We start from the raw sequence: 24,026 nt of genomic DNA, 5'->3' as shown, positions 1-24,026 counted from the left end.
GTTTTTTAGTCAAAAGGGCCTGATATTGATCAGGCCTTTTATTTTAGCGTGTACTTGTACAGTAATCGTATACCTGAAATTTTATAGTGTTTTAAGTAGCTAAAATTAAGCGTTGGTTGCTTTTTACCTCAAAAGGGCCCGATGTTCAAATTAGCCCCTTTGTTTTAGCGTATACTTGTACAGTAATTTTTATGTTTCATATCGTTTCCTCGTTTTTGTTTCGTCATCCAATGTTTTTAAATACTATTGAATTTTCACCGTACGATTCCAATTTTTATGTTGACTCTTTCTTTTTGAAATGTAGCTAGTAGCCGTTTTGTATAGTAAGAACAACAGCAGATTTGAAGTGGTTTTGTTGAATTTTATTACTCAATGGAGCAAAGTAAAACAATGTAATTGGCTGGAATCTTAAGCATAGTCATGTTGGGTTAACTGCTAACTTGTAGGAAATGATTTAGGTATTATACAAAGCGGGGCCTTAGCCCCGCTTATTTTTCAGCACTTATAATTCGAATGAAATATAATTTGCAGACTATATTCCTAATTCACCATTGGCAAGCATATGTCTGTAAATCGTTCTGCAGTTGTCGAAGAATCCTGAACAGGAATTTTCAACATAGGTTTGCGAAGTGAAAGTGTCAATAACTTGGCCACTACTATTGTAGACTGTTAGCGTGTAAACACACTTTCTTAGAAACTTTGCATTGCTTTCTTTTGTTGATTCGGCAACTTCAACTTTGTTGGTGGTTTCGGATGCTGCCGAAGTACTTGTTTTTACTTCTGCATTTTCTTTGGGTGCTTTTGTGTCCGTGCCTGCAAAAGCCGCTGTCGATAGCGCAGCTAGGGCTACCAAACTCATCAATAACTTTTTCATTGTTTTTAAGTTTTATTTGTTAAATAATGTATGCCTTTTGGGCATGTTTTAATTATCTAATACTAAAAGTAATCACAAGAAATTTGACTGGGCTGAGCGATTCGTATTCGTGAGAGTTGATCTAATATTCGCTCTTACTTAGTTGATATTTAGTTTACCCAGTAAACTGAAAGCCGTTCAAAAATTAGATTGGGTGTTCGTACATATTTTCACCTTCCGATTTCGGCCATTCACCGAGTTTTCCCGAGCGTTGGTCTAAAGCCCATAGGTCAGGGACCTATTGTGTTGTAGTTTTGAGTCAACAAATAAGAACAACAGAACTAACACTATAAAAAAGATATTATGAAAACCCTAGTAAAAACATTCGCAGCAGCAGTCTTAATCGCCGTATCAACATTCGCTATGGCAGCTGAAGGACCAGGTTCGAAATCAGAGAAAGCAAACGTTAATCTTTCCACAGCAGACTTGGCACTTGACCACTATGTTGCGGTAACCACTGCGGGAGAATCAGCAGGTGTAGAGCAGCTATTTGCTGAAGATTTTAACCAAAAGTTTCAAGCGTCCAATGTGCAAAGTCATGGCCGCAGCGAAATCGTTAAATTCTTGAAAAAGCAAAAAGGAGAGAAGCTGAACTGCACCGTAAGCACCGATATCCTTGAAGAGTCAGCAGACTATATGGTCGCTAAAGTAACTTTGAAATTTGAAAATTTTACCAAGACTGACCTGGTTACCTTAGAGCACGAGGGTAACAGCTGGAAAGTTTCGAAATCAATCAATTCGTATAAATAAAATCTAATAGCTAGTAATCTGCCAGATCGGGTGGAGGACAGGCCACTAGAGAATTATCTATTTAAGTTTAATTTAAAAGCCGCGTCGGGAGATGTGGCTTTTTTTCTGATATACAAGTTTGGAACTTTTAATTTAACTTTAGGTATTCACCATTCGTGCTGAGATTTCGCACAAATAGCGTGTGGTCGCTAGATGATAGTAATTATGGAAGAAAAGTATACTTTAATCGGACTGGGCTTATGTATAAGAACTGATCATTGTACCGATATTGTTCCCAAAATCTTCAGTGTCGACCATTGTATAAACCGGAAATAAAATAAGATTAGAATCTCAAGAGTCGTAACTACAGCTGATCATATTGTGAAAAAATAGAGCGGTTAGTTACTTAGATTATTGGGCGTAAAAAAGAATAAGTAATGGATATTAAAAAGCACCTACTAGCGTTAAAAAGTTTTGAAGATTCTTTAGCCCAAGCATTAAATCAACTTCAACGTGAAGTTGGTAACGACCTGTCGTTCCTGGAAAATTTTGATAAATTGAATAATTGCTATAAAATGGATTCAAGGTCAAGTCAGTTATTATTGAGAGCTATGCAATTATCCAAATCTGAGGATATATATTCAAGTTTCGAATTGTCGGATATCGAAAAGGCCTATGATTTTATGCTCGAAACGAATACTAATAATTTAAATATTTGGGTTGATGCTATCTATTTTAATGAAATTGTTATGGATAATAAAAGAAAAAGTGAGCTATTGAAAACTCGATTTTATTCTCTATTAGCTAATTTCAAAAAAGAAATTGAAAATTTAGAAAGGTAGTTAGGCTGGACCTGTAGGACTAACATCAGTGCCCCCATATTGAATTTGGACGAAAAAGTAATAGAAACAAAATTTAGATACTACACGATGAAAGATAAATATGAAAAATGGGCTGTTGATTTATCCCTTCCTCAAGATTTATTTTTTTATAAAATGTATGTGGAATACAGTGAAATAGTTATTCTTTTAAAAAACTTAGTTGATCACACTCAAATTCTCGAAATAAAATTTGAGTATTTTGTTTCGTATAAAGTTACGATCGACTTGGCGCTAATGAAGATGGTTAACGAGAACGACGATTTTCGGGGATTTGCGAGATCTACATGCTCCGCTTATTTGGATTCAGTTATTGAGGGCAGCTATGATATTTTAGAACGAAAAAATATTGAACATTTCGTTATTTATAATTTAGAAAATGCAATTGAGGTACTTTCGGATGAACCTGCTACATTTCGCTGGTTAAGTAAGGAAGAGGTGAAAACGTTAGTGAGTTAACCCGTTAATAAATTAAAAGGAAAAAAATTCAGGTATCAATAGTTATGAACAATTTTATAAAATGGGATCCTGTATCTCCTCCACCAAATGATCTTTATTTTGTTAATTTAACGGACAACGGTGGTAGCATAGAGATTCATCTGGCTGAAATGAAAGATGACCGAATATTAATCTTAAAATTTAAAGGTGCAATGTCTTATCAAGTGACAGATGAAGGTGCAAGATCAAGAAGCCTCTATGAGCACCCAAGTTATAGAGGTTTAGTGGTATCTGATAATTCAAACTATTTAGATTGGTTTCGTAGAGAAAGTCAAGAAATGTTTTCAGATTGGGATCTGAAACACTATTCAGTTGGTAATGTAAATAATATTATCGACATCATAAGTGGTGATGAAATCGAAGTTGTCTGGCAAGCAGAATTCTGAAATGGAGTAAAAAGACGAAGTTCGGATTTGCTCAAGGAATGCTTACCCATTTTTATGAGCCATTAAACACCACTAAATTTGCATATGAAAAAGAGCAACATATTAAAAAAATGGCATCCCGCTGAGATGATTAATGGAGACCTTTATTTAATAAGTTTATCAGATGATCAAGAGAATGGACTGCAGATAAGTTTTGAAATAGAGAATATTGAACTTAACCTTGTCTTCGATTTTGGATTTCATGCACTTTATTATCAAAATCAAAATGAAAACAGTTCTTTAAAAATAATTGACGATTATGGTATTACTGGAAACTGGTCCTTATTTACGGTGGAAAAATCTGATTTGATTGATTGGATAGTAAAAAATAGTTATCATATTGTTAGTAAAGAAAATGTTCAGCATTTTATCTTTTTGCATGCTGATGGTTTAATCAATGTGCTGTCAGCGCATGAACCAAAAGTATATCAACAAAAACAGACGTATTAATCGTATCTTTGTTCCAAGGACAGGCAGCTGTCCAATCCTTAAGAGCTGTGTCTACAGCGATCAAATTAGATTTTCAAGAATATTATTTAACACGGTAGGAATACCGAGATAGCAAGCCAGTACCATATATGTTAAGTTACGAAGCATACGAAAAGAGTGTTTTTGATTGGCTGATGTCCAAACATCAGACAGACAACAATTTTACGTTTACAGTGAGACAAAGTGCCACGAAGAATTCCGAAACGGATTACTTTATCGGAACCCAGCGTTCGGGCTATTTTGCAACTACCTTTTGGTCTATTCCTGTCAATTTCCCGGGTTCTTCTGGCGATGCTATGAGTCTAATATTTGTGTTGGGGGAGTCTACTTATACGTACTATTTTGAATTTACCCAAACCCAAGATCCCAAAGATGATCAAAATCGTGCGGTGCTAAACTTAATCAAGACAATTAAAGAGCCCTTGGTGGAAAAGTATAAGCTGGCACGGAAAATCAATGAAACTGCAAAAATGTATACGATTCGAATCGCTGGCCTCAAAGAAAACTATGTCTCTTTGGAAGCGATGTACCAGGATATTGATGGCCAATTGGCCGATATTATCGCTATCGTCGATCTGGGTATCTTGAGTGTCAAGCAATCTATTCAACGGTTTACAGCGCACCGCGTTACACCTCAGGAGTTTGTCAGTCTGATCAATAAGCTGAACCAACGTGTCGAAAAACACCATGCTATCATTAAAGAAATAGGGGGTGAGGAAACATCTGTCAATACCGAAACATTCGCAAACAGTATCCCTATGCAGCTCAACCAAATTTTGTATGGTCCTCCTGGTACGGGAAAAACATATAACAGCATCAACTTGGCTCTTTCCATCATCGAAGGAAAAAGCGAAACGGAACTATCCCTTGAGGATAGGACTTCATTGAAAGCACGTTACCAGCGGTATGTGGATAGCGGACAGATCCTTTTTACAACTTTTCATCAGAGCATGAGCTATGAGGATTTTGTGGAAGGAATCAAACCACGTTTTCATGAAACCGACGATGGAAGCAAGCAGCTTATCTATGAAGTAGAAAGCGGTTTGTTTAAGATTGCCTGTGCCCATGCGGCATACAATACCTATCTCGAACTGCACTCGAGTGAAGAGAGGCCTGCCAGTGCCGAACTGGTCAGTAAGTTTAATTCCGGGGTATTTCAAAAGGCGATGGCCAATCAGGATATTCAAGGAAAGCCTGTGGTTTTAATTATCGACGAAATCAATCGGGGCAACGTATCCGCCATATTTGGTGAGCTGATTACGTTGATTGAGGAATCCAAACGTGCCGGACGGGACGAAGCACTTGAAGTTATCCTTCCTTATAGCAAGCAGAAATTTTTTGTACCATCCAATCTGTATCTCATCGGTACCATGAATACAGCCGATCGCTCGGTGGAAGCTTTGGATACTGCTTTGCGCCGTCGGTTTGCCTTTGTGGAGATGATGCCCAATGCCGAACTGCTCGGCGATATCATCATCGAAAATATCAATCTGCAACATGTCCTCAGTAGAATCAACAATCGCATCAAGGTGCTTTTGGACAAAGACCATCAAATTGGACATTCTTATCTGATTAATGTGCAGTCACGGCGCGATCTCACGCATGCCTTTAACAATTGCATCGTACCCTTACTCAAAGAATACTTTTATCGGGATGAGGAGAAAATTGCTTTGGTGCTGGGAGCAGGTTTTGTTGAAATTGAAAAAGACAGCTTTTCAGTAGATCTCTTTCCGGATTTCGATAAAATACGGAAGCCGCAGTATAAACCAAAGCTGAATGTACTCGAGGTACCAGAAGAAAATATTATTGATGCCTTGAATCAATTGATCGGATAATCATATGCAGCATGTCCTTCAAGTCTATGAGCATGATACGTTGTATCTCAATCAGTCCTATAAGACTCAGACAGGAGAAAGTCTGCGATTTGTAGAGATTTACTTCCATGTGCTGCTCAAATACAATGACCTACATCAGGGTAAATACTTTGCGCCTGTCTATCAGGGTATCCGATTTAAAAACTATGTCGGGATTGTTCAGGTGGACGATCTTGTCATTGAAATCCTTCCCAAGATCCAGCGGACTGCATCTACCGTAAATTGGCGCGACGTATTGATCGAAATGCTTCTCGAAACGGAGCGGTTAAAGGTTGCAGCAGTTGGGGAGGCTTTTGTTGACAAACAGCAGATCCATCTGTTGGATATCTATTTTGACTGGTATTTAACAGCGGTAGAAGAACTGCTGCATCACGGACTGGTGAAACAATATTATCAGGAAACTAAAAATACCGTTGCGCTCAAAGGAAAACTAGAGTTTGCAGGGCATATTCAGCGTAATCTCGTTCATAAAGAGCATTTTTACAATACCCATCAAGTATATGGCGGTGACCATGTGCTGCATCAGATTCTCCAGCTAGGCTTGGAGGTTGTTGCTCGCCTGTCGCGAGGGAGCTATCGTTATGGACGTTGCAAGACGGTGCAATTGAATTTTCCAGAAGTCAAAGAGATCTGGGCCGACCAGCAATTATTTGATAGGCTATCTTATAGCCGTAAAATGGAACCTTATCGGACAGCAATTGAATTAGCACGATTGATTATTTTAAACTATGCCCCCAATGTCAAGGCGGGAACTGAAAATATGCTGGCTCTGCTTTTCAATATGAATGAGCTCTGGGAGCAGTATGTGCTTGCGCAGTTGGCGAACTGTTCGAAAGATTGGGAAGTACGAGGACAGGAGAGCAAGCAATTTTGGCGCGATAAGACCCTTCGACCAGATATTCTGTTGAAGCATCGAATCAGTGGAAAACAGTTTGTCATTGATACCAAATGGAAGAATTATAGCTATGATATGATATCCACGCAAGATCTACGACAGATCTACGTTTATGTGGATTATTGGAATGCTGTAGGAGGAATGTTGCTGTATCCCCATGCCAATACCCAGAAAAAGAAAGAGCTTTGCGATACCTACCATGGGAAAGAATACATAGCGCAGATTGGTTTACTGTCGATCTTGGATGACGAAGGAAAGTTGAGCAGGTCATTGGGAAAAGATCTTCTTACACTGATTGAGTTCACCTAGCAGTCCTGGCCATTTTCAAGAGACAGGGCCCCAATTGTACGAATGTATTTTATAAAATAAAGAAAGTGATTTTTAGTACAGCTCTTTTTCTTAAAAAAAAGAGTGTTGAAGAAGATTTGTATGCGTATGTAGAATTGAATATTCAATTAGCTTAAGAATTTGGGTAAATTCCTTAAAAACATTTTGCTTCTTTAAAAGTTATTATTTAAAAAAACAACGATCATGTGGAAGCTATTCTTGGTAATACCTACTTGTTTAATTTTTTGCGCATGTTCAAATGCTGCGCAAAGTAATAAGGCTTATAATTTCAGCAAAGAAAATCAACTTAAATCTAAACCTTTAGAGAATGTAACGCTACCAGATAGTGCTTTGGCATTTATTAAGGCATATTTTCCGAATATACAGATACTTGAAGTAAAGGTAAAGAAATCCCCTTCTGCCACAGGAACATTTCACGAAGTGATATTGGCTGATCGTACGGAAATTGACTTTGGGAAGTTGGGTAACTGGATTGAGGTTAAAGCTCCAGATGGAATTGGACTGCCGACCGTTTTTTTTCCGCAGTCAATACAATCTTACTTGAAAGAAAATTACAAGGGTACTGCTGTGGAGAGCATTGATAAATCTTCTAAAGGGTATAAATTGGAACTAACGAATGACAATAAACTATATTTTGATACCAAAGGTAAATTTTTGCGCAAGAAAAAATAATCATTGTTAAGGGGGGCTTATCTCCCCATTCCTGCCATTCACCGAGTTTTCCTGATCGTTGGTCTAAAGCCCGTAGTCTAGGGGCGTATTGTGTCGTAGTTTTGAGTCAACAAATAAGAACAGATAAAAAAACTAACACAATAAAATAAAGACATTATGAAAGCATTAGTAAAGACATTCGCAACAGTAGCTTTAATCGCAGTATCTACATTTGCTATGGCAGCTGACAAACCCGCATCGAAATCAGAGAAAGCAAACGTTAACCTTTCTACAGCAGACTTTGCACTTGATCACTATGTTGCGGTAACGACTGCGGGAGAATCGACAGGGGTAGAGCGGTTATTCGCTGATGATTTCAATCAAAAGATCCATTCATCCAATGCACAAAATCACAGTAGGAGTGAAGTGGTTAAATCCTTGAAAAAACAAAAAGGCGAGAAGCTGAACTGTACTGTAAGTACGGATATCCTTGAAGAGTCAGCAGACTATATGGTTGCTAAAGTAACGTTGAAATTTGAAGATTTTACCAAGACTGATTTGGTGACTTTGGTTCGTGAAGACAATGACTGGAAAGTATCCAAATCGATTAATTCGTATAAATAGTTTACAATAGCTAGTGCTCTGTCAAATGATGTAATATGTAGAGCACTAGTGAATCATATGTTTAAATTTAGTTCAAAGCCATGTCGAGAGATGTGGCTTTTTTAAGTCAAAAGAACTGATTATCATCAGACCCTTTCTTTTAGCGTTTATTTGTACAGTAATTTTTATGTTTCCCATTGTTTCGTCATCCAATGTTTTTAAAAACTATTGTATTTTCACTGTACCAAGCCAATTTTTATGTTGAATCTCCTTGTCGAAATGAAGCTTGTTGCCGTTTTGTATAGTAAGAGCAAGGGTTATATTGAAATAGTTTTATTGGAGTAGATTATTTTTGATAAATTGAAAAAAATGGATACAGCCTTATATAATCAGAAGCTTTTAGAACACTATACCTGTAATTGGGGACAGGAATATAACGTCTTGACTTGGCCAAAAGGTCCCTATAAGGATCTAGGCGATCACTTTAGGGTGCTGGAATTTCCCCCAACAGCCGAACGGAACATGTGGGCTTATGCTACTATAGGTATGTCTGGCTTGCATGATGAATTTGCCCTCGAACTGCACATGTTTTCTGGTGAGCAAGATGAAACATTAGTTGAATCATTAATAGTCGTAGCACATTATCATAGATTTGGCGCAAGTTTGGGACATTGGCATACCATCAACTGGGGAAGAGGATGGCGCATGGATTCTCCCTGTTCTTATGGCCTTATTTCGCTGCCTTATCTCGATGGACCCAAACTCGAAATTCTTATCCTTGATAACAATAAATCAGTCCATTTCTATTGGTTGCTGCCTATTACCGAGGAGGAAGTAGCTTTTAAAAAGGAAAATGGTGCCGAAAAGCTTGAGGAAATATTTGAAGAACGAGGATTAAATTATTTAGATCCATTCAGGGACACGTTGGTTTGAATGAAATAATATCTCGGGATTTAGTAGTCAAAAATACCAATTTTTCTAAAAAATAGATAGCTATGAAACTACTACGAAATTTTGAATTACACGATATACTGTTTGATTTAGAATCTGGCAAAGAGTTTGAAAATTTGGAGCCAGTCACCAATATTTATGGATGGTACAGACAGATTGAAGATGTTTTGACAGCTTTTTATGTAGAAAAAAATGAACTTTATTTTTTATTTGGTACAACAAAGTTCCATGTGGGAGATCAATGTAAAGTAGATTTGATACAACTAACGGAGAATACGATGGAGCTTCTTATTTATCATAAAGAAGACCTAATTGTTAGATTTTCTTTTCCATTTGCTCCTAAATTCAACTATCCAGCGCTATTTGACTATCTAAATGATATGGAACAGGATTGGGGATTATTCATTCAGGAAATCATTAATAATCCATTACGGAGAAGGAATATGATTTCAAATCTCATGGAATGAGTTAATAATAAGTTATACTGTTCTGTTATTAAAACAGCTTCCACTTCTAGCAACATAAAGATTGATGCAAGAACATTTGGAATTGTTTAGTGATGAAATTTATCTACAAAAAGTCATTAACCCTAGCGAGTTTTCAGCAGAAAACGGGTAAAAGGACTTTCATTATATAAATTCGTAAATAGCTAGTCCGAGCATATATTTTAAAAGATTTTTAATCAACAAATGATATAAAGGTAGCGAGATTGTTATCTTTCAATTAAATTCGTAAATATGAGTCATCGTAAGGAAGATCGTATGGTACAAGATCTTACTAGTCGGGGGCAAAATATTATCAGTAATAACTTTATACCAAATGAATTACAGATATCTTTTAGTACTACTGTTTCTCACTGTATGCCAATTGGCCTCGGCCCAATTTGCAAAAATCATTGACAAAGACGGCTATGTAAATGTGAGGCAACAAGCTACAGTGAATAGCGTGGTTGTTTCAAAAATTGCTGCTGATGAAATTGTTTATGCATTTCCTGATGAAAAGTTCGGCGATTGGGTAATTGTTGATTATACCGACAACCATAACAAGAGCATCACTGGGTATGTACACAATTCAAGAATTAAATATATTCCTTTTCGTTTTGATTTCACATTATTTGAATATAGCGTGGGTTTCGCATCAGTGAATGTAGATCGTTATAAAAAAGATTATTACTGTACAATGCCACCGATGTTAAAGTAAGTATCGTCGTAAATGGGCAAACCACTCATGAATCATCTATTTATTAAGGCCACTTTGGGAAATGTGGCTTTTTTTCTTTTGTGATATCGAAACAATGCATAGTACAAGATATGGAGACTATTGCAACATCGAAAAGAAAGAAGATCACCAAAATAGCTTACCAGAAATGTGAGTTTTGCGTAAATTATTTTCCGTTTAAAATAACGCAATCGATTGATTTGATTTAATATTTTAATATTCGGTAATGTATATATAACTTGAAGTGTAAATGTGCATTCTGGTAACGCTAGTTATCACGATTTGTAATTTTTTAACCAAACGAAACGCTTAATTTATGGGTAAATCTGCTCTTTTTAAAGGTAAAAATAGTGATCTAAATTATACTTGTGCATTTTTGCTAGATACTATTAAGGTGACGCATGCGAAATTAAATGATAACCCTACATCGGACCAAATAAGAACAGCCTATCAAAACTGCTATAATCCTCTTCAAGTGAATCCGTTTTAATTATGAAAATACTATTTTACCCACTATTTTTTTTATTATTTCAATTTACCGTTCATGCTCAGGTCAAACCGGTGGCATTCGATATGAAGATCATGTATAAGTTTACTTATCAGAACGATAGTACATCTAGTGCCTCGCGAAAAAGTATTTTTACACAATTGACGATCGGTGAGCAAGAAAGTCATTTTCAGACCCTATCAAAATTTAGAGCTGATTCAGCATTAGCACTGGCACATGGCAGTAATATGCTTTTCTACAGTTATGGTCGTATAGCACCCAATAACTTTTTAATTATAAAACGCGAAGATATCATTTCCACTTACGATCCCATGAACGGGGTGGGGTTTAGTGGAAATAATGAGCTGTCCTACTATGAGGAAAATAAGGCAGATATGCAATGGGAAATACACCCTGACACTGCGCATATACATCATTTTGTTTGTCAGAAAGCAACGACGGACTGGGGCGGGCGAAAATGGATCGCGTGGTTTACCATGGATATACCGATTTCAGATGGTCCATATAAGTTTTGTGGACTACCGGGGTTAGTGTTGTCCATATCAGATCAGGATAAGTATTTCATATTCGATATGGTCTCCATAAGCAAAGTAAACAGTGTATCGGCCACTTTCGATCAATTACGACCAGACCTTATTATCCAAAAGACAACAAAAGCTAATTTTTATAAGGAAAGGCAAAAATTAAGGGATAATATGATTGAATATGCGCTGTTGACCGGAGCTATATTATCTGACGAAAGCAAAATAAATATCCGTGCAGAAATGAAAACAGATAATAATCCTATCGAGCGGCATTAATGAGATGTGCAAATAGACGCTATGCTAGCTAAACTCTTTTTCACCATCATATTTATCTGGATAGGTGGCCATTCCTTTGCGCAAACCATTATTACAGGCAAATTACTCGACGAAAATCAAAAACCGATCGCCAATGTCACTGTGTCTTATAAAAAGATCGGTTCTGCAGCCTTATTGAACTTTTCAAAAAGTGACGCTAGTGGAGCCTTCAAACTTACTGTTAAAGTTAGCGACGTAGATTCAGTACAGTTGGATTTTAATCACCTCAGCTATGCCAAACGTAGCGTACATGTTGCCAATGCGACTGCAAATTATGCTTATATTTTAAAAAGTGAGGTGCGGAAAATACAAGAGGTAAAGGTGTCGGATGTGCCAGTGTACAACCGAAAAGATACGATTAATTATAATGTAGCTTCTTTTACAGGAGCGCAAGATCGTGTAATAGGTGATATCATCAAGAAGCTTCCAGGCGTAGAGATGCGCAACGGTCAGATCTTTTATCAAGGCGAACCTATTCAACAGTATCGGGTCAATGGATTGGACATGATGGGCGGACGTTACGGGCTTATCAATCAAAATCTTCCAGCAGATGCGGTTATGAAAGTTCAGATCCTTGAAAATCATCAACCCATCAAAATGTTGGATAAGTTGGTCTTTTCCAACCGCGCCACCCTTAATTTACAGCTTAAGAAATTTACCACAACAGGTACCGGTAAACTAGGTCTTGGAGCAGCTCCTGCGCTTTGGGATGCTAATATTACACCAATGACATTTGCCAAGACCTTTCAAATGCTCAATTCATTTCAGACGAACAATGTAGGCGATGACGTGTCACAGCAGTTAAAACCATTCTATTCAGGTACTGGTTATTTTACAGCGCGATCTCGCTTTTCAGATGGACCGTCCTATCTCTCCATTCGGGAGGTCGCCACTCCGGGTTTCGATCAGAAAAAATGGTTGAACAACCAGATCTTTTTAATGAGTAGCAATATGATTCAAAAGTTAAAGAACGGTTTGGAAGTCAAAGGTAATTTTTCTTATTTCCACGATAATCGAAAATTGCAAGGAACAACGTCGACACAATATTTTACAAACAACGAAGTGATCCACAACCAGGAGGTAGTAGACAATCGCTATGGTATCGATGAGTTGAATATTGGGATGCTGGTCGAAAAGAACGAGTCAAACGTTTTTTTTAGTAACAGTACCAATTATCGTAAACATTGGAATAACAGTGCCGGTAATATTCTTTTTAATGAAGACATCCCTATACAGCAGGACAAAAAATTCTCAGACGAAGCCTTTCTCAATTCCTTTTCACTCGGCCGTTTTATAGGCAAGCAGTTGGTCAATATCACGTCTACTTTAGAGTGGCACAGTACACCTCAACGTCTTACGGTCAATCCCGGTCAGTTTGAATCGTTGCTCAACGGCGGGATGCCCTATGATCAGATGGGACAGATCGTTCGTTTTAAGAGCTTTAATTTTGAAAATGGCCTGAGTTTATCGCGCAAGATCAAAACATGGACTTTTTCACCTAGCATCAACCTGAATTACAACAACAGTACGTTAAACAGCTATATCGAGCTGCATGATCAGCATGATATTCGCGTCCTGGATACTGGTTATTTCAATGCTATGAATAGCGCGCAGATGCAGCTGCGGATGGCGCTCCAAATTGGGAAAGAAGTGCGCAAGTTTAAATACAGTTTTAATCTGCCATTCAGTCAATATTACTATAATGTCAAACAACAAGGTATACAGCGTCTGAAAAATGAATTGCGGAGCAGTTGGAGCCCCTCTGCTTCGATGAGCTATCTGTTTAACGGGGAAAATACGATCAGTACAAACCTGAGTGGAGGTCGAAATTTTGGTGGGCTCGACAATTTCTACAATGGTTACATCATCAGTCAGTATCGCAGTATTCAAAAGTATGATGCACGCTTACTCAAGAATGAAGAGCTGCGTACAGGAATACATTATGCGTATAAAAACACCTTGAAGGCAAGCTTTGCCAATCTGGGTTATAATTTTAGAAAAAGTTGGCGTGACTATATGTTCAGTACAGTATTGGATAGTATGGGACGCAGCACGACCAGTATTATTAATCAAAATGCGCAGAGTCTGTCGCATGGGATCAGTGGTGGACTTTCCAAACTATTTGTCCGTATCAAAACTGTAGCAAAGTTAAATGGTAATTTCAGTTGGAGTACTTCAGATTATTTGCTCAATGAGCAGTTGGTCAAACAACATGTAAGCAGTCAGTCGTTCACACTTGACTTGATCAATTCGTCTTCAGCGTTGATTTCCGGAGATTACCGGCTTGCTATGGGTCGGACCCACAATAGATTGGCTGCTGGACAGCGCAATGAGCTGTTGTATAACAATCATTTTTTTAATCTGGTAATTTCGCCCCATGATCGACATTTGATCACCTTGTCCAATTCATTATATGCAAATAATGTCAAGGCACAAAAAAGTCAGTATTTTATGGACGCAACTTATCGGTTCAGGCTAAGCCATTGGCGTACCGATTTAGAGTTGACAGCAACCAATATCTTGAATAATAAAAACTATCTGCAGCAATTTTCCTCAGATTATGAGCTTATACAGAGTTATTTCGAACTCAGACCAAGACAGTTTCTGATTGCAATGCGATTTAAAATCTAGTGTTTAACTCCCAAAGAATTTGTTAACTTAAGGTTCTCAAGTGACCTTTGATTGATCAACAACCATAGGATTACTGTTATATGAAAAATCGTTATATCGTTACACCAAAAGACAAAAGGGCAGAAGAGTTCTTGGATTTTAATGAAGCCGGAGATCATGATTTGATCCAGTTAGTTCTCTCAGAGTCGCAATTTTATCAATTAGATGCTTGTGGTGTATTTTCAGATTTGAATAATATGCTAGGCTGTTTAATAGATGATTTTGAAGACGATGCTATCACGAGTAAGTAACAGTTGGAGAAAGGATTAAAATATTTGAAAAATTTAAGGCTAAAAGATGATCGTATTCAGATGCTTTTGGAGGAAATTATTTGCCTGTTTGAAGAAGCTGTGAAAAGGCAAACTGGCGTTTATTTTTTCTTTTAATAGGAGCTTGGTTATTTTTAAAGTATCCAAATCAATCAATTCGTATAAATAAGAGCCATCCCTAACAAATAGATAAGTTGCGAAGCCACGTCGAGAGATGTGGCTTCAATTTTTTGCGTATCATTGTATGTCGATGGATAATAGGTAATCAATTTTGAATTGAGCATATGGTACAATATACTATCAAGTGGCTAACAGATAGATTTGAAAATGGAGATAGCTTCAAATTTCTCTTCTTTTGGGGGCATATAGCCAAGCAAAATCAGGAAGTTGGAAAATTTGTTTTCAGTCAATGGTATGAGAGTCCGTTTACAGTAGATAATATTACCTATAGGACTGCGGAGCATTGGATGATGGCCCAAAAAGCATTACTTTTTGATGATAAGAAGAATTTTGAGAAAATCATCAACTGTATTAAACCGGGTGAGGCCAAAGAGTTGGGAAGGCAAGTTGTAGGCTATGATGATCAGATTTGGAATGAACGCAAATTTGAGATCGTTAGGAAAGGAAACATCCATAAGTTTAATCAACATTGGGCGCTGGCCGAATATCTGTTAAAAACAGAAAATAGAGTTCTTGTTGAGGCAAGCCCCGTTGATGCCATCTGGGGTATTGGACTTGCACAAGATGACGTCGATATTGAAAACATCTATTGTTGGCGTGGTCAAAATTTATTGGGCTTTGCATTGATGGAAGTACGAGATTTTCTAGGTCAATTTGGACAATTTCAAGTACTTCAAAACGCTATGCCACCGCCTTGGTCGAGGTTTTCCGATAAGGACAGTAGGGATATGTTTTGGAGAATGGGATTAGGTGAGGAATATTTGAGCGAATTCGGTACTTATTATGATAATCTGTCTGAAAGGGAACAAACGATATATCAACTGACCTATCCTCATCCTTCTTCATGGATGGTTTTTTATTAGCTCGAAATAGTTTTATTGGAATAAACTATTTTTTACATTTACTCATTGAACTATCTAATTTTACCTTCTTATGTTTTGCAAGGCAAAGAAAGGGTAGATAATGCCCTAAATGAAAATCTAAAGATCAGACTTGGAATGTCCCTATTTCAGGAAAAGATTGATCAAGCTATTGTTGACATGCCGAATTTAGCCAATTACATTAAACATAAAATTAAATAGGACAATTCAGGTGCACTTTGTTGTTTCGTTATGCCATGTTTTTAACGATTATTGGATTTTCACTGTACGACGCTAATTTTTATGTTAAACCTTTCTTTCGAAAGGTAGCTTGTAGCCGTTTTGTATTTACAGAACAATAGTCAATTGTGAGGATTTAGAAAGCATATTAGCATTTCACACCTACTTTCCACTTGAATAAGCTATAAAGTAGCGAAACACTTCAAATGAATCAGATCCATTAGGTTTGTGGAAAATTATATAATTAGAATTTTGCTCGTCATTCTTTTTGTTTTCTCCAGATGACAGTGTGAGGTTTTGTTCAAGTGCGACAGCTTTTCCGGGAAATTTATCTCTATGAGCTGAGTAATTAAAAAGTAGAAAATGAAATAAAAGTAACGAAATTATCAGCTTTCAATTTAAATTTGTATACAGCACCTCAATTAAAGAAGATAAAATAATCGAAGATCTTATTAAGCTGAGGGCAAAATATTATCAGTAATAACTTTATACGAAATGAATCACAGATATCTGTTAGTACTGCTTTTTCTCACTGTATGCCAGTTGGCTTCGGCTCAATTTGCAAAAATAATTGATAAAGACGGCTATGTAAATGTGAGGCAACAAGCCACAGTGAATAGTGCGGTTGTTTCAAAAATTGCTGTTGCTGAAATTGTTTATGCATTTCCTGATGACAAGTTCGGCGATTGGGTAATTGTAGATTATACAGACAAAAACAACAAGAGCATCACTGGGTATGTACACAATTCAAGAATTAAATATATCGAATCCTATAAGCAGATCCCTACTATATTTTTTGATGAAAGCACCGCAGAATTTATGGCAAAAGATATAACCGTGCAAATAAATTCAGATAGTTTCGATTATGAAAAAAATAAGAGTGATTTTTCATCGACTCAATATGATGGCTATACCGTTGTAGACAAATTTAGAGGACAGCAGGTCTGGGGAACAGATGGCGAAATCCCTACAAGCCATTATACCTCCATTGAAGCTACTATAAAGGGAAGATTTATCCAGATCCCGGCAAAGGAAATTGAAAACCTATTTAATGTAAACAACGAGTTTGCAACATGTTACTATGATGACTCAAATGATATTTTATACATTACTGCTGTTAATGGCGATGGAGCTGGTGGGTATGCAGTTTTATTTGAGATTAAAAAAGGTAAATATAATGCAAGAGTGGTAACAATGCCATTTTAGCAATAGCGATAACGGTAAATTTACCGAGTTTTCCTGACCGTTGTCTAAAGTTCATGGAGGCTGCGCGGCTATGAGGAGGGGATAGGATTTTGATTATACTGCTGTTACCTTTTAATAAGTTGAAACCGAATTGTTCAGCCTTTTTGAAAAATAACTAACTTTGTCCAGCAGTATTAGTAGATACATACAAGCATGCTAGAATGGTGAAAATAATGGTCGTAGAAGACAATGAACGCGTTGCTTCGAGTGTGAAAAAAGGATTAGCAAGTCAGGGCTACCTGGTCAATGTTTTTGGTGATGCGGAATCAGCGATCAAAGAAGCCAAATCTGTTGACTATGATTTACTTCTCATAGACATCATGTTACCAAGAATGAATGGCATAGAGCTCAGTAAACATATGCGTGCGGCTTACCCCAGGATCCCAATCATCATGCTCACAGCATTGGGCAGTATCGATGAAAAAATATCTGGTTTTGATGCGGGAGCCGATGATTATATGGTAAAACCTTTTGAAATACGCGAACTTTTTGCACGTATCGCTGTCTTACTTAAACGGCACAGGGAAATCAGTGAAGAAGAGATTCAGGGGCTGCTGACTTATGATCGTATCAGTATTGATCTCCGGAGTAAGCAGGTTCATAGTCAGGGACAACTTATTAAGTTGACTCCCAAAGAGTTTGATCTCCTTCACTTCTTTTTGAAACATAGGGAGACCATGCTCAGCAAGGATGAAATAGCACGTAATGTATGGAGCAAAAACTTTGATACCGGAACAAACTATATTGATGTATATATCAATTATTTGCGTAAAAAAATAGACCGGGATTTTTCACCTAAATTGATTCATACGAAATCCGGACATGGATTTATTTTATCCAATAAAGAATGAAGATTGTCAATAGAACTTCCTGGGTATTTACGCTCTCTTCGGCTATCATCTTGTTTCTATTCGCCTATGCGGTTTATTTCTTCTCGGAATTAAATCGGCAGGAAGAATTTGTGGATCGGTTGCGCTATAAGATCATCTGGCGCGCAGAATTTATTTTTGATGCACAGGTGCAGGAACATCAGATAAGAAGAATTCATGAACAAAATAAAAAGCTGATCAACGAAGCACAGATTACTGTTTTCGATCAGCAGAATAGGGTGGTTTTTTCCGATATAGGTGAACCGACGTATCCCGATGTTAGATTGGAATCTGTCAAAACGTCTAATTTTTTTACATGGGAGCAAGGCAAAGAACTGTATATGGGCTTAAACTATCAATTTGAGGGTAAGCCTTTTTTCTTGATCGGACATGCGTACGATGTAACGGGTTTTGCACATATGGAACGGCTGAAAAATATTTTGATAACGATTTATATCGTTGCCCTATTTTTTATTTTTTTCTCTTCATTTCTATTTGCACGTTATATTCTTAAGCCAATCAATTACATTATACATCAGATAAAGGATGTGTCCGAACATAACTTGAGCACACGTGTCTCCGATAGTAATGCGAAGGACGAACTCTCAGAACTTATCGAAACATTCAACAATACATTCAATCGGTTGGAAAAATCTTTCAACAACCAGCGCCATTTTGTATCCATTATTTCACACGAGTTTAGAACACCTTTGGCAGCTATGATCGCCGAACTGGAATTGGCGCAGCAGCTGAATACCAATGTGGATGAGTATTTTAACTCTATTGATAGGGCATTGCTCGATGCGAAGGAGGCTACGGTACTTTCGACAGCTTTGCTGGATTTTGCCCGGGCAAACTACGATAGTTCGCAGGTAAATTTTGAAGAAATCAGACTGGATGAAATACTGCTTGAAGCAAAGTTGGTGGTCTTAGAGAAAAATAAAGACTATCGGGTAAGCATCTCTTTTGATGCTAATGCTGCAATCGACGAAGAGGAAATCTTGGTATCTGCAAATGCCTACCTCTTGAAAGTGGCCTTTGCTAATCTGATCGAGAATGCCTGTAAATATAGTGCCGATCGGCATGCCCAGGTACTGCTCTCCAGAAATAAAACCGTAGCGCAGGTGCAGGTAAAAGATCATGGTATCGGAATAGACAGCAAGGATATCCCGCATATCTTTGATTTGTTTTACCGTGTGGCGGGTACGCCTTCAAAAGAGGGACATGGCATCGGTCTCTCGATTGTTCAGCGGATTATGGAGATGCATCAGGGTACCGTAGCGGTTAATTCAACTCTCCATGTAGGGACTGTGTTTTCAGTCGAACTTAAACTGGCCTATCCAAAGGGGCTTGAATAAGCTAAAAATTCTAATGGTTTTCTAATAATATCACCTCCATATTCAGCCTAATTTTGACTTATCAAAAAAACAAAATTAGGTTGAATCATGAATAGAAAACAGCTTACCTTGGCGTTGTTCCTCAGTTTGGGACTAGGTAGCGCAGAGCTCGCCGAGGCGCAAACCAATGATTTTGGAAATCCAAAACTTACTCATTTCTTAAATAAGGAGCATACACGTTATATCAGCTTCAGCGGATACGCTGAGCTGTGGGCGAGATATAGTCAGCTCAATCCGGGAAGCTTGGTAAACAACGAGTCCGTTTCGAATGTATCTGATCTTTCTTTGCGGCGTATTAGGGCAAAGATGACTTACAAGCCTACCGAAAATTTACTGTTTGTATTACAGATGGGGCCTACCAACGTAAACGTCAACAGCAAAACTAATACGTATATGGATCTTTTGGATGCCTATGCAGAATATAGTTTCAGTCCCAAACTTGCGATCGGTGGCGGCCGTTCGACTTGGCGCGGTCTTTCCCGTTTTACAACAGGCCCGCTCAATACGCTGCTTTACGACTTGCCTCTGTATGCGACATCCAATACTGGGGCGACTGATATGGTCGTGCGTGAAATGAGCATCTATGCAAAAGGGCAGTTTGGAAAATTTGACTATCGGGTGGTACTGGCTGATCCATATTCCGCCGCCAGTGCTGATCCAAAATTAAATAAAGCCACCTTCAGCAAAAATGAAGCACGCAAAGATGTGTCAGGCTACTTCCGCTACGCATTTCACGATAAAGAGAGTAACGAAACGCCATTCAATTCGGGTACGTACCTCGGTAAAAAAGATGTGCTCAGCATAGGGGCTGGATTTGAGTATATGCACAATGCCCTTTGGCATCTGGATGAACGGCAGATGACCAAAAATGACGATATGCGCAATTTTGCAGCGGATATCATCTATGACGCGCCCATCGACAAAGAGAAAGGAACTTCGATTAGTGCCTATGGTATGGCCATGCACAGCGATTATGGTCCTAACTATCTCCGCTTTGCAGGGACAAACAACCCCGCGACAGGTATCGATGCGGCCAATGCAAGCCTGAATGGTGCGGGAAATAGCTTGCCAAATGCTGGCACGGGAAATACATTTTACGCACAGGTCGGCGGTACACTCCCTTATTTCAATCCATCCAAACATAATTTACAGCTGCAGCCAGCGGTTTCTGTACAAGTAGGGGACTACAAGGCATTGAAAGACAAAAGTCTAATTTATGATGCAGGTATCTCGCTACTGATGCACGGTAATAGCAGCCGGCTGACTTTTGATGCGCAAAATCGTCCGATCTATAATTTAAATGCTGCGGATCAAGCTGTGGTAACAGATCACAAGTGGGCATTTGTGCTTAAATATAGAATTGATTTTAATTAAATAGCAATAACATGAAAAGAAAAGATTTTATCCTTACACTAGGTACTGCTGGTGTTATGAGCTTTGCGGCCACCTCACTGATGGCAAAAGAGAAAAAAGCGAAAACTAAAAAAGTGTATTTCCACTATTTGCTTTTTTGGCTAAAACCTGACTTGTCTGCTGAACAGGTAGAAGAGTTTAAACAGTTTTTTGAAGGTCTTAAAAAGCTTCCCTATGTCAAAAATGTACGTTATGGCAAGCCAGCTGCTTCTTCCCCAAGAGCGGTATTGGACAACTCGTTTACCTACAATGCGTCCATGGAATTTGCGACATTGGAGGAACTAGAGGCTTACGGTAAACTGCCGGGACACCTCGCCCTTGTCGCTAAATACAAACCTTATTTTGAACGGATGATGGTGCACGACACGGTTTATGAATTCTAAAATTAAAACAACAAAATAATAATTTCAAACATTACAAAATGAAAATGATATCCAAACTAACTATTGCTTGCGTATTGGCAGCATCAAGCTTAAACGCTGTGAAAGCGCAAGAAGGTCATGGAAAAATTAAGGAGGTCAACGTGGAAGCCGAAGGTAAAATGCCTGCAGTACGATTGATCAACAATCCGGATGGAACCTGCTCGTTTCAAAAAGGCTTTATTCCAACATTGAAACACGCCAATACGAGTACATTTTGGACAAGCAATAAGACAGAAGAATGGGAGAAAAACGCTCATCCAGCTCCAAGAAGACAATACGTGGTTACGCTGAAAGGTAAAATCAGATTTAAAGTCAGCGATGGCTCAACTTTTTTAATCGAACCTGGAACGATTCTTTTGGCTGAAGATTTGAAAGGTACTGGGCATAGCTGGGAAATGGTTCATTCAAAAAGCTGGGAAAGATTGTATATCCCTATCAATGAGGGGGCTGATGACCTTTTCGTAACAAAAAATAACTAACAATTATGTTGTGCCGCAGTCTGACCTGGGGCACAACATTGGCAGTAATTTTTCTTGTTTCCTATCGTTTCCTCTTTTTTGTTTCGTCATCCAATGTTTCTAAAGACTATTGGATTTTCACTGTACGACGCCAATTTTTATGTTGAGCCTTTTTTCGAAAGGACAGGTTGGACCATGATGGCCTTTAAGAATTATTGCTTTATCTTGGATCTTTCCATTGGACCAAGACTATGATCACCTTTTCTAAAAACATTTTATTTTCTTTTATCTTTTGCCTGTTATTTTCACAGCTGCAAGGTCAGTCAAATCCTAAAAAAGGATTTTTGAAGATTAAAAATGATATTTTTTGGGACACCCAAGATGGACATCCTATTTATAGTCAAGGAGGAGGTATTTTTTCTTTCAAAGATCCTGAAGATGGGCAGACTAAATATTTTTGGTATGGCGCAAAATATCAAGAATCTGAAAAATACCGAAATGATCCTAGTGTTACTCCTGAACGTGACAATTTTGTTTCTGTAACCTGTTATGTGTCTAAGGATCTCGTAAACTGGACCTCTCAAGGCGATGTATTGACTCTTGATGAACTCAATAAAAATTCTACCCAGACAACGCGTTGGGCAGGACGTTTAGGTGTCGCATACATCAAGGAAATACGTAAGTATGCACTGCTCATCCAACACAATGATCAATTGTTAGTTACCTTATCGGAGCGTCCCAATGGCCCATTTAAATGGCACCAGCGCATCGATATGACTGGTATGATAGGCACCAGCAACACCGGAGATCAAACGGTCTTCACCGATGAGGATACCGGAAAGTCTTACTTAGTGTATTCTTATGGGAGAGGAAGAAACAGGATTTACATCTCACAAATTGGTGTAAAGGACGGTAAGGTAGGACTATTGGATTGCAATATGGTATTTAAAGGCGAGGGACGAGAGGGTAATTGTATGTTTAAACATAATGGAAAATACTATTTATTTGCTTCTAACTTATACGGCTGGGACTCCTCTTTTGCCTATTACTTAGTTTCAGATAATATTTACGGTCCATATACGCCAACCAATGAAATGCTAATCATGGAAGGCTCAGAGGCAGATTATGCCCATGTCACGCAAACAGGATTTTTTGTAACGCTAAAAGGGACTAAAAAGCAGACAGTGATATATTGTGGAGACAGATGGGCTAATTTTGCGGGTAATGGTCTAGGGTACAACCAGTGGTGTCCTCTTTCCTTTAATGGCCCGAAGCCTATTTTTAATTCCTTAAGTTCATGGAGTCTTCATCCAACAACAGGAGAATGGCTGGCTAACAGTGACAATAATTATGTGAAGAACGGTAGTTTCGAGGCCGATAGAAGACATATACCAAGTCCGGTAAAACCTGTTCAGGAACAGTTATTAGGATGGCAAACTACTATCATTAAGGGGAATAAGCTATCTGTTAGTGATTCTTTATCTCCTGTGCTTAATTATTTCAACACTGCCGAGGATAGAAAGCAGGTAATTGGAGAAAAGAGCTTGCAGATTAGTGATAAAATAGATTTTAAACGGAAGGTTTCACAAATTATTCAGTCCAGCCAAGATGTGAAACTAGCAGATGGAAAATATACTTTATCTGCAAAATTTAAACGCGGTAGTGGATTTGAGGATTTACATATGTATGCCTTAAGTGATGGTAAAGAGTATAAACAAAAACTGAGCAAAGCGGATCAGCATTGGAGTGATATTACCCTAGCGAACATATCCATTAAAAATGGGCGCGTTGAAATAGGTTTTATGGCTAGTGGAAAGGCGAATGCTTATTGCTATATAGATGATGTAACGCTTATTAGATCTAAACAACACGCAAAGTGAACTAAAAACTTAAGGTTCTTAAATAAAGAATTCAGCCATTGCGAAAGCCGATAACTTGACCCCAAAAATTAGTTCGGAAATTTGAAAACTTTACTAAAACAGATCTGGTTACTTTGGAGCGCCTGGGTGATGACTGGAAAGTATCCAAATCGATTAATTCCTATAAAAAGTATTTAACAACTGGTGGTCTGTTAGGTCAGGCAGGCGACAAGCGAATAGTGAATCATATGTTTAAGTTAAGTTTAGAAGCCATGTCTTGAGATGTGGCTTTTGTAAGTCAAACAGGCTTGATGTGTTAATCAGA

Annotated in this window: 24 protein-coding genes; 23 read left to right on the top strand and 1 reads right to left on the bottom strand. The window is 38.0% G+C overall.

The window, feature by feature from the left end; all coding sequences use genetic code 11:
• Positions 1-532: 532 nt before the first annotated feature.
• The gene (locus M2419_RS11615) at positions 533-874 is read right to left on the bottom strand and encodes a hypothetical protein (RefSeq protein ID WP_120335500.1); all 342 of its coding nucleotides are present in this window, start codon (positions 872-874) and stop codon (positions 533-535) included.
• Positions 875-1,216: 342 nt separating this feature from the next.
• Here M2419_RS11615 and M2419_RS11610 point away from each other — a divergent pair, with 342 nt between their 5' ends.
• From M2419_RS11610 to M2419_RS11500, 23 genes are all read left to right on the top strand, one after another.
• Complete coding sequence (locus tag M2419_RS11610; RefSeq protein WP_259255122.1) at positions 1,217-1,663, top strand: nuclear transport factor 2 family protein; 447 nt, start codon at positions 1,217-1,219, stop codon at positions 1,661-1,663.
• Positions 1,664-2,079: 416 nt separating this feature from the next.
• Positions 2,080-2,484, top strand: a complete 405-nt coding sequence (locus tag M2419_RS11605) for a hypothetical protein (protein WP_259255121.1) — start codon at positions 2,080-2,082, stop codon at positions 2,482-2,484.
• Positions 2,485-2,571: 87 nt separating this feature from the next.
• The gene (locus tag M2419_RS11600) at positions 2,572-2,979 is read left to right on the top strand and encodes a hypothetical protein (protein WP_259255120.1); all 408 of its coding nucleotides are present in this window, start codon (positions 2,572-2,574) and stop codon (positions 2,977-2,979) included.
• Between the two features lie 44 nt (positions 2,980-3,023).
• Complete coding sequence (locus M2419_RS11595) at positions 3,024-3,404, top strand: hypothetical protein (RefSeq protein ID WP_182329796.1); 381 nt, start codon at positions 3,024-3,026, stop codon at positions 3,402-3,404.
• A gap of 84 nt (positions 3,405-3,488) precedes the next feature.
• Positions 3,489-3,893 (top strand): hypothetical protein, encoded by a 405-nt coding sequence (locus M2419_RS11590; protein ID WP_182329794.1) that lies wholly within the window; start codon positions 3,489-3,491, stop codon positions 3,891-3,893.
• Positions 3,894-4,021: 128 nt separating this feature from the next.
• Positions 4,022-5,767 carry an McrB family protein gene (locus M2419_RS11585; protein ID WP_202883687.1) on the top strand — a complete coding sequence of 582 codons (1,746 nt, stop codon included), beginning with the start codon at positions 4,022-4,024 and terminating at the stop codon, positions 5,765-5,767.
• A gap of 4 nt (positions 5,768-5,771) precedes the next feature.
• Positions 5,772-7,010: an McrC family protein gene (locus M2419_RS11580; protein ID WP_259255119.1), complete on the top strand. Its 1,239-nt coding sequence runs from the start codon at positions 5,772-5,774 to the stop codon at positions 7,008-7,010.
• Positions 7,011-7,232: 222 nt separating this feature from the next.
• A complete protein-coding gene (locus tag M2419_RS11575; protein ID WP_259255118.1) occupies positions 7,233-7,721 on the top strand; it encodes a PepSY-like domain-containing protein in 489 nt (162 codons plus the stop codon).
• Positions 7,722-7,877: 156 nt separating this feature from the next.
• On the top strand, positions 7,878-8,324 hold the full coding sequence (locus tag M2419_RS11570) for a nuclear transport factor 2 family protein (RefSeq protein ID WP_153846983.1): 447 nt from the start codon (positions 7,878-7,880) through the stop codon (positions 8,322-8,324).
• A gap of 348 nt (positions 8,325-8,672) precedes the next feature.
• Positions 8,673-9,236 carry a suppressor of fused domain protein gene (locus tag M2419_RS11565; RefSeq protein WP_153846982.1) on the top strand — a complete coding sequence of 188 codons (564 nt, stop codon included), beginning with the start codon at positions 8,673-8,675 and terminating at the stop codon, positions 9,234-9,236.
• A gap of 62 nt (positions 9,237-9,298) precedes the next feature.
• A complete protein-coding gene (locus tag M2419_RS11560) occupies positions 9,299-9,721 on the top strand; it encodes a hypothetical protein (RefSeq protein ID WP_153846981.1) in 423 nt (140 codons plus the stop codon).
• A gap of 352 nt (positions 9,722-10,073) precedes the next feature.
• The gene (locus tag M2419_RS11555; protein ID WP_153846980.1) at positions 10,074-10,454 is read left to right on the top strand and encodes an SH3 domain-containing protein; all 381 of its coding nucleotides are present in this window, start codon (positions 10,074-10,076) and stop codon (positions 10,452-10,454) included.
• 510 nt (positions 10,455-10,964) lie between these two features.
• The gene (locus tag M2419_RS11550) at positions 10,965-11,780 is read left to right on the top strand and encodes a GLPGLI family protein (protein WP_153846979.1); all 816 of its coding nucleotides are present in this window, start codon (positions 10,965-10,967) and stop codon (positions 11,778-11,780) included.
• 21 nt (positions 11,781-11,801) lie between these two features.
• On the top strand, positions 11,802-14,450 hold the full coding sequence (locus tag M2419_RS11545) for a hypothetical protein (protein WP_259255116.1): 2,649 nt from the start codon (positions 11,802-11,804) through the stop codon (positions 14,448-14,450).
• Positions 14,451-14,530: 80 nt separating this feature from the next.
• A complete protein-coding gene (locus M2419_RS11540; protein WP_182329784.1) occupies positions 14,531-14,740 on the top strand; it encodes a hypothetical protein in 210 nt (69 codons plus the stop codon).
• A gap of 302 nt (positions 14,741-15,042) precedes the next feature.
• Positions 15,043-15,801 carry an NADAR family protein gene (locus tag M2419_RS11535; RefSeq protein ID WP_259255115.1) on the top strand — a complete coding sequence of 253 codons (759 nt, stop codon included), beginning with the start codon at positions 15,043-15,045 and terminating at the stop codon, positions 15,799-15,801.
• Between the two features lie 732 nt (positions 15,802-16,533).
• Positions 16,534-17,244: an SH3 domain-containing protein gene (locus tag M2419_RS11530; protein ID WP_153846974.1), complete on the top strand. Its 711-nt coding sequence runs from the start codon at positions 16,534-16,536 to the stop codon at positions 17,242-17,244.
• 200 nt (positions 17,245-17,444) lie between these two features.
• A complete protein-coding gene (locus tag M2419_RS11525; RefSeq protein ID WP_259255114.1) occupies positions 17,445-18,134 on the top strand; it encodes a response regulator transcription factor in 690 nt (229 codons plus the stop codon).
• Positions 18,131-19,510: a cell wall metabolism sensor histidine kinase WalK gene (locus M2419_RS11520; RefSeq protein WP_259255113.1), complete on the top strand. Its 1,380-nt coding sequence runs from the start codon at positions 18,131-18,133 to the stop codon at positions 19,508-19,510. The genes M2419_RS11525 and M2419_RS11520 overlap by 4 nt, the downstream gene beginning before the upstream one ends.
• An 87-nt stretch (positions 19,511-19,597) precedes the next feature.
• Positions 19,598-20,923: a hypothetical protein gene (locus tag M2419_RS11515; protein ID WP_259255112.1), complete on the top strand. Its 1,326-nt coding sequence runs from the start codon at positions 19,598-19,600 to the stop codon at positions 20,921-20,923.
• Positions 20,924-20,934: 11 nt separating this feature from the next.
• Complete coding sequence (locus tag M2419_RS11510; protein WP_070565284.1) at positions 20,935-21,345, top strand: Dabb family protein; 411 nt, start codon at positions 20,935-20,937, stop codon at positions 21,343-21,345.
• 38 nt (positions 21,346-21,383) lie between these two features.
• Complete coding sequence (locus M2419_RS11505) at positions 21,384-21,863, top strand: hypothetical protein (RefSeq protein ID WP_259255111.1); 480 nt, start codon at positions 21,384-21,386, stop codon at positions 21,861-21,863.
• Between the two features lie 323 nt (positions 21,864-22,186).
• Complete coding sequence (locus tag M2419_RS11500; protein ID WP_259255110.1) at positions 22,187-23,722, top strand: family 43 glycosylhydrolase; 1,536 nt, start codon at positions 22,187-22,189, stop codon at positions 23,720-23,722.
• Positions 23,723-24,026 lie beyond the last annotated feature (304 nt).

Origin of the sequence: Sphingobacterium sp. BIGb0116, assembly GCF_024808035.1 — a bacterium.
Classification (GTDB): Bacteria; Bacteroidota; Bacteroidia; order Sphingobacteriales; family Sphingobacteriaceae; genus Sphingobacterium; species Sphingobacterium paramultivorum.
The sequence above is the reverse complement of the archived record's forward strand: the minus strand, read 5'-3'. Positions and strand labels throughout refer to the sequence as shown.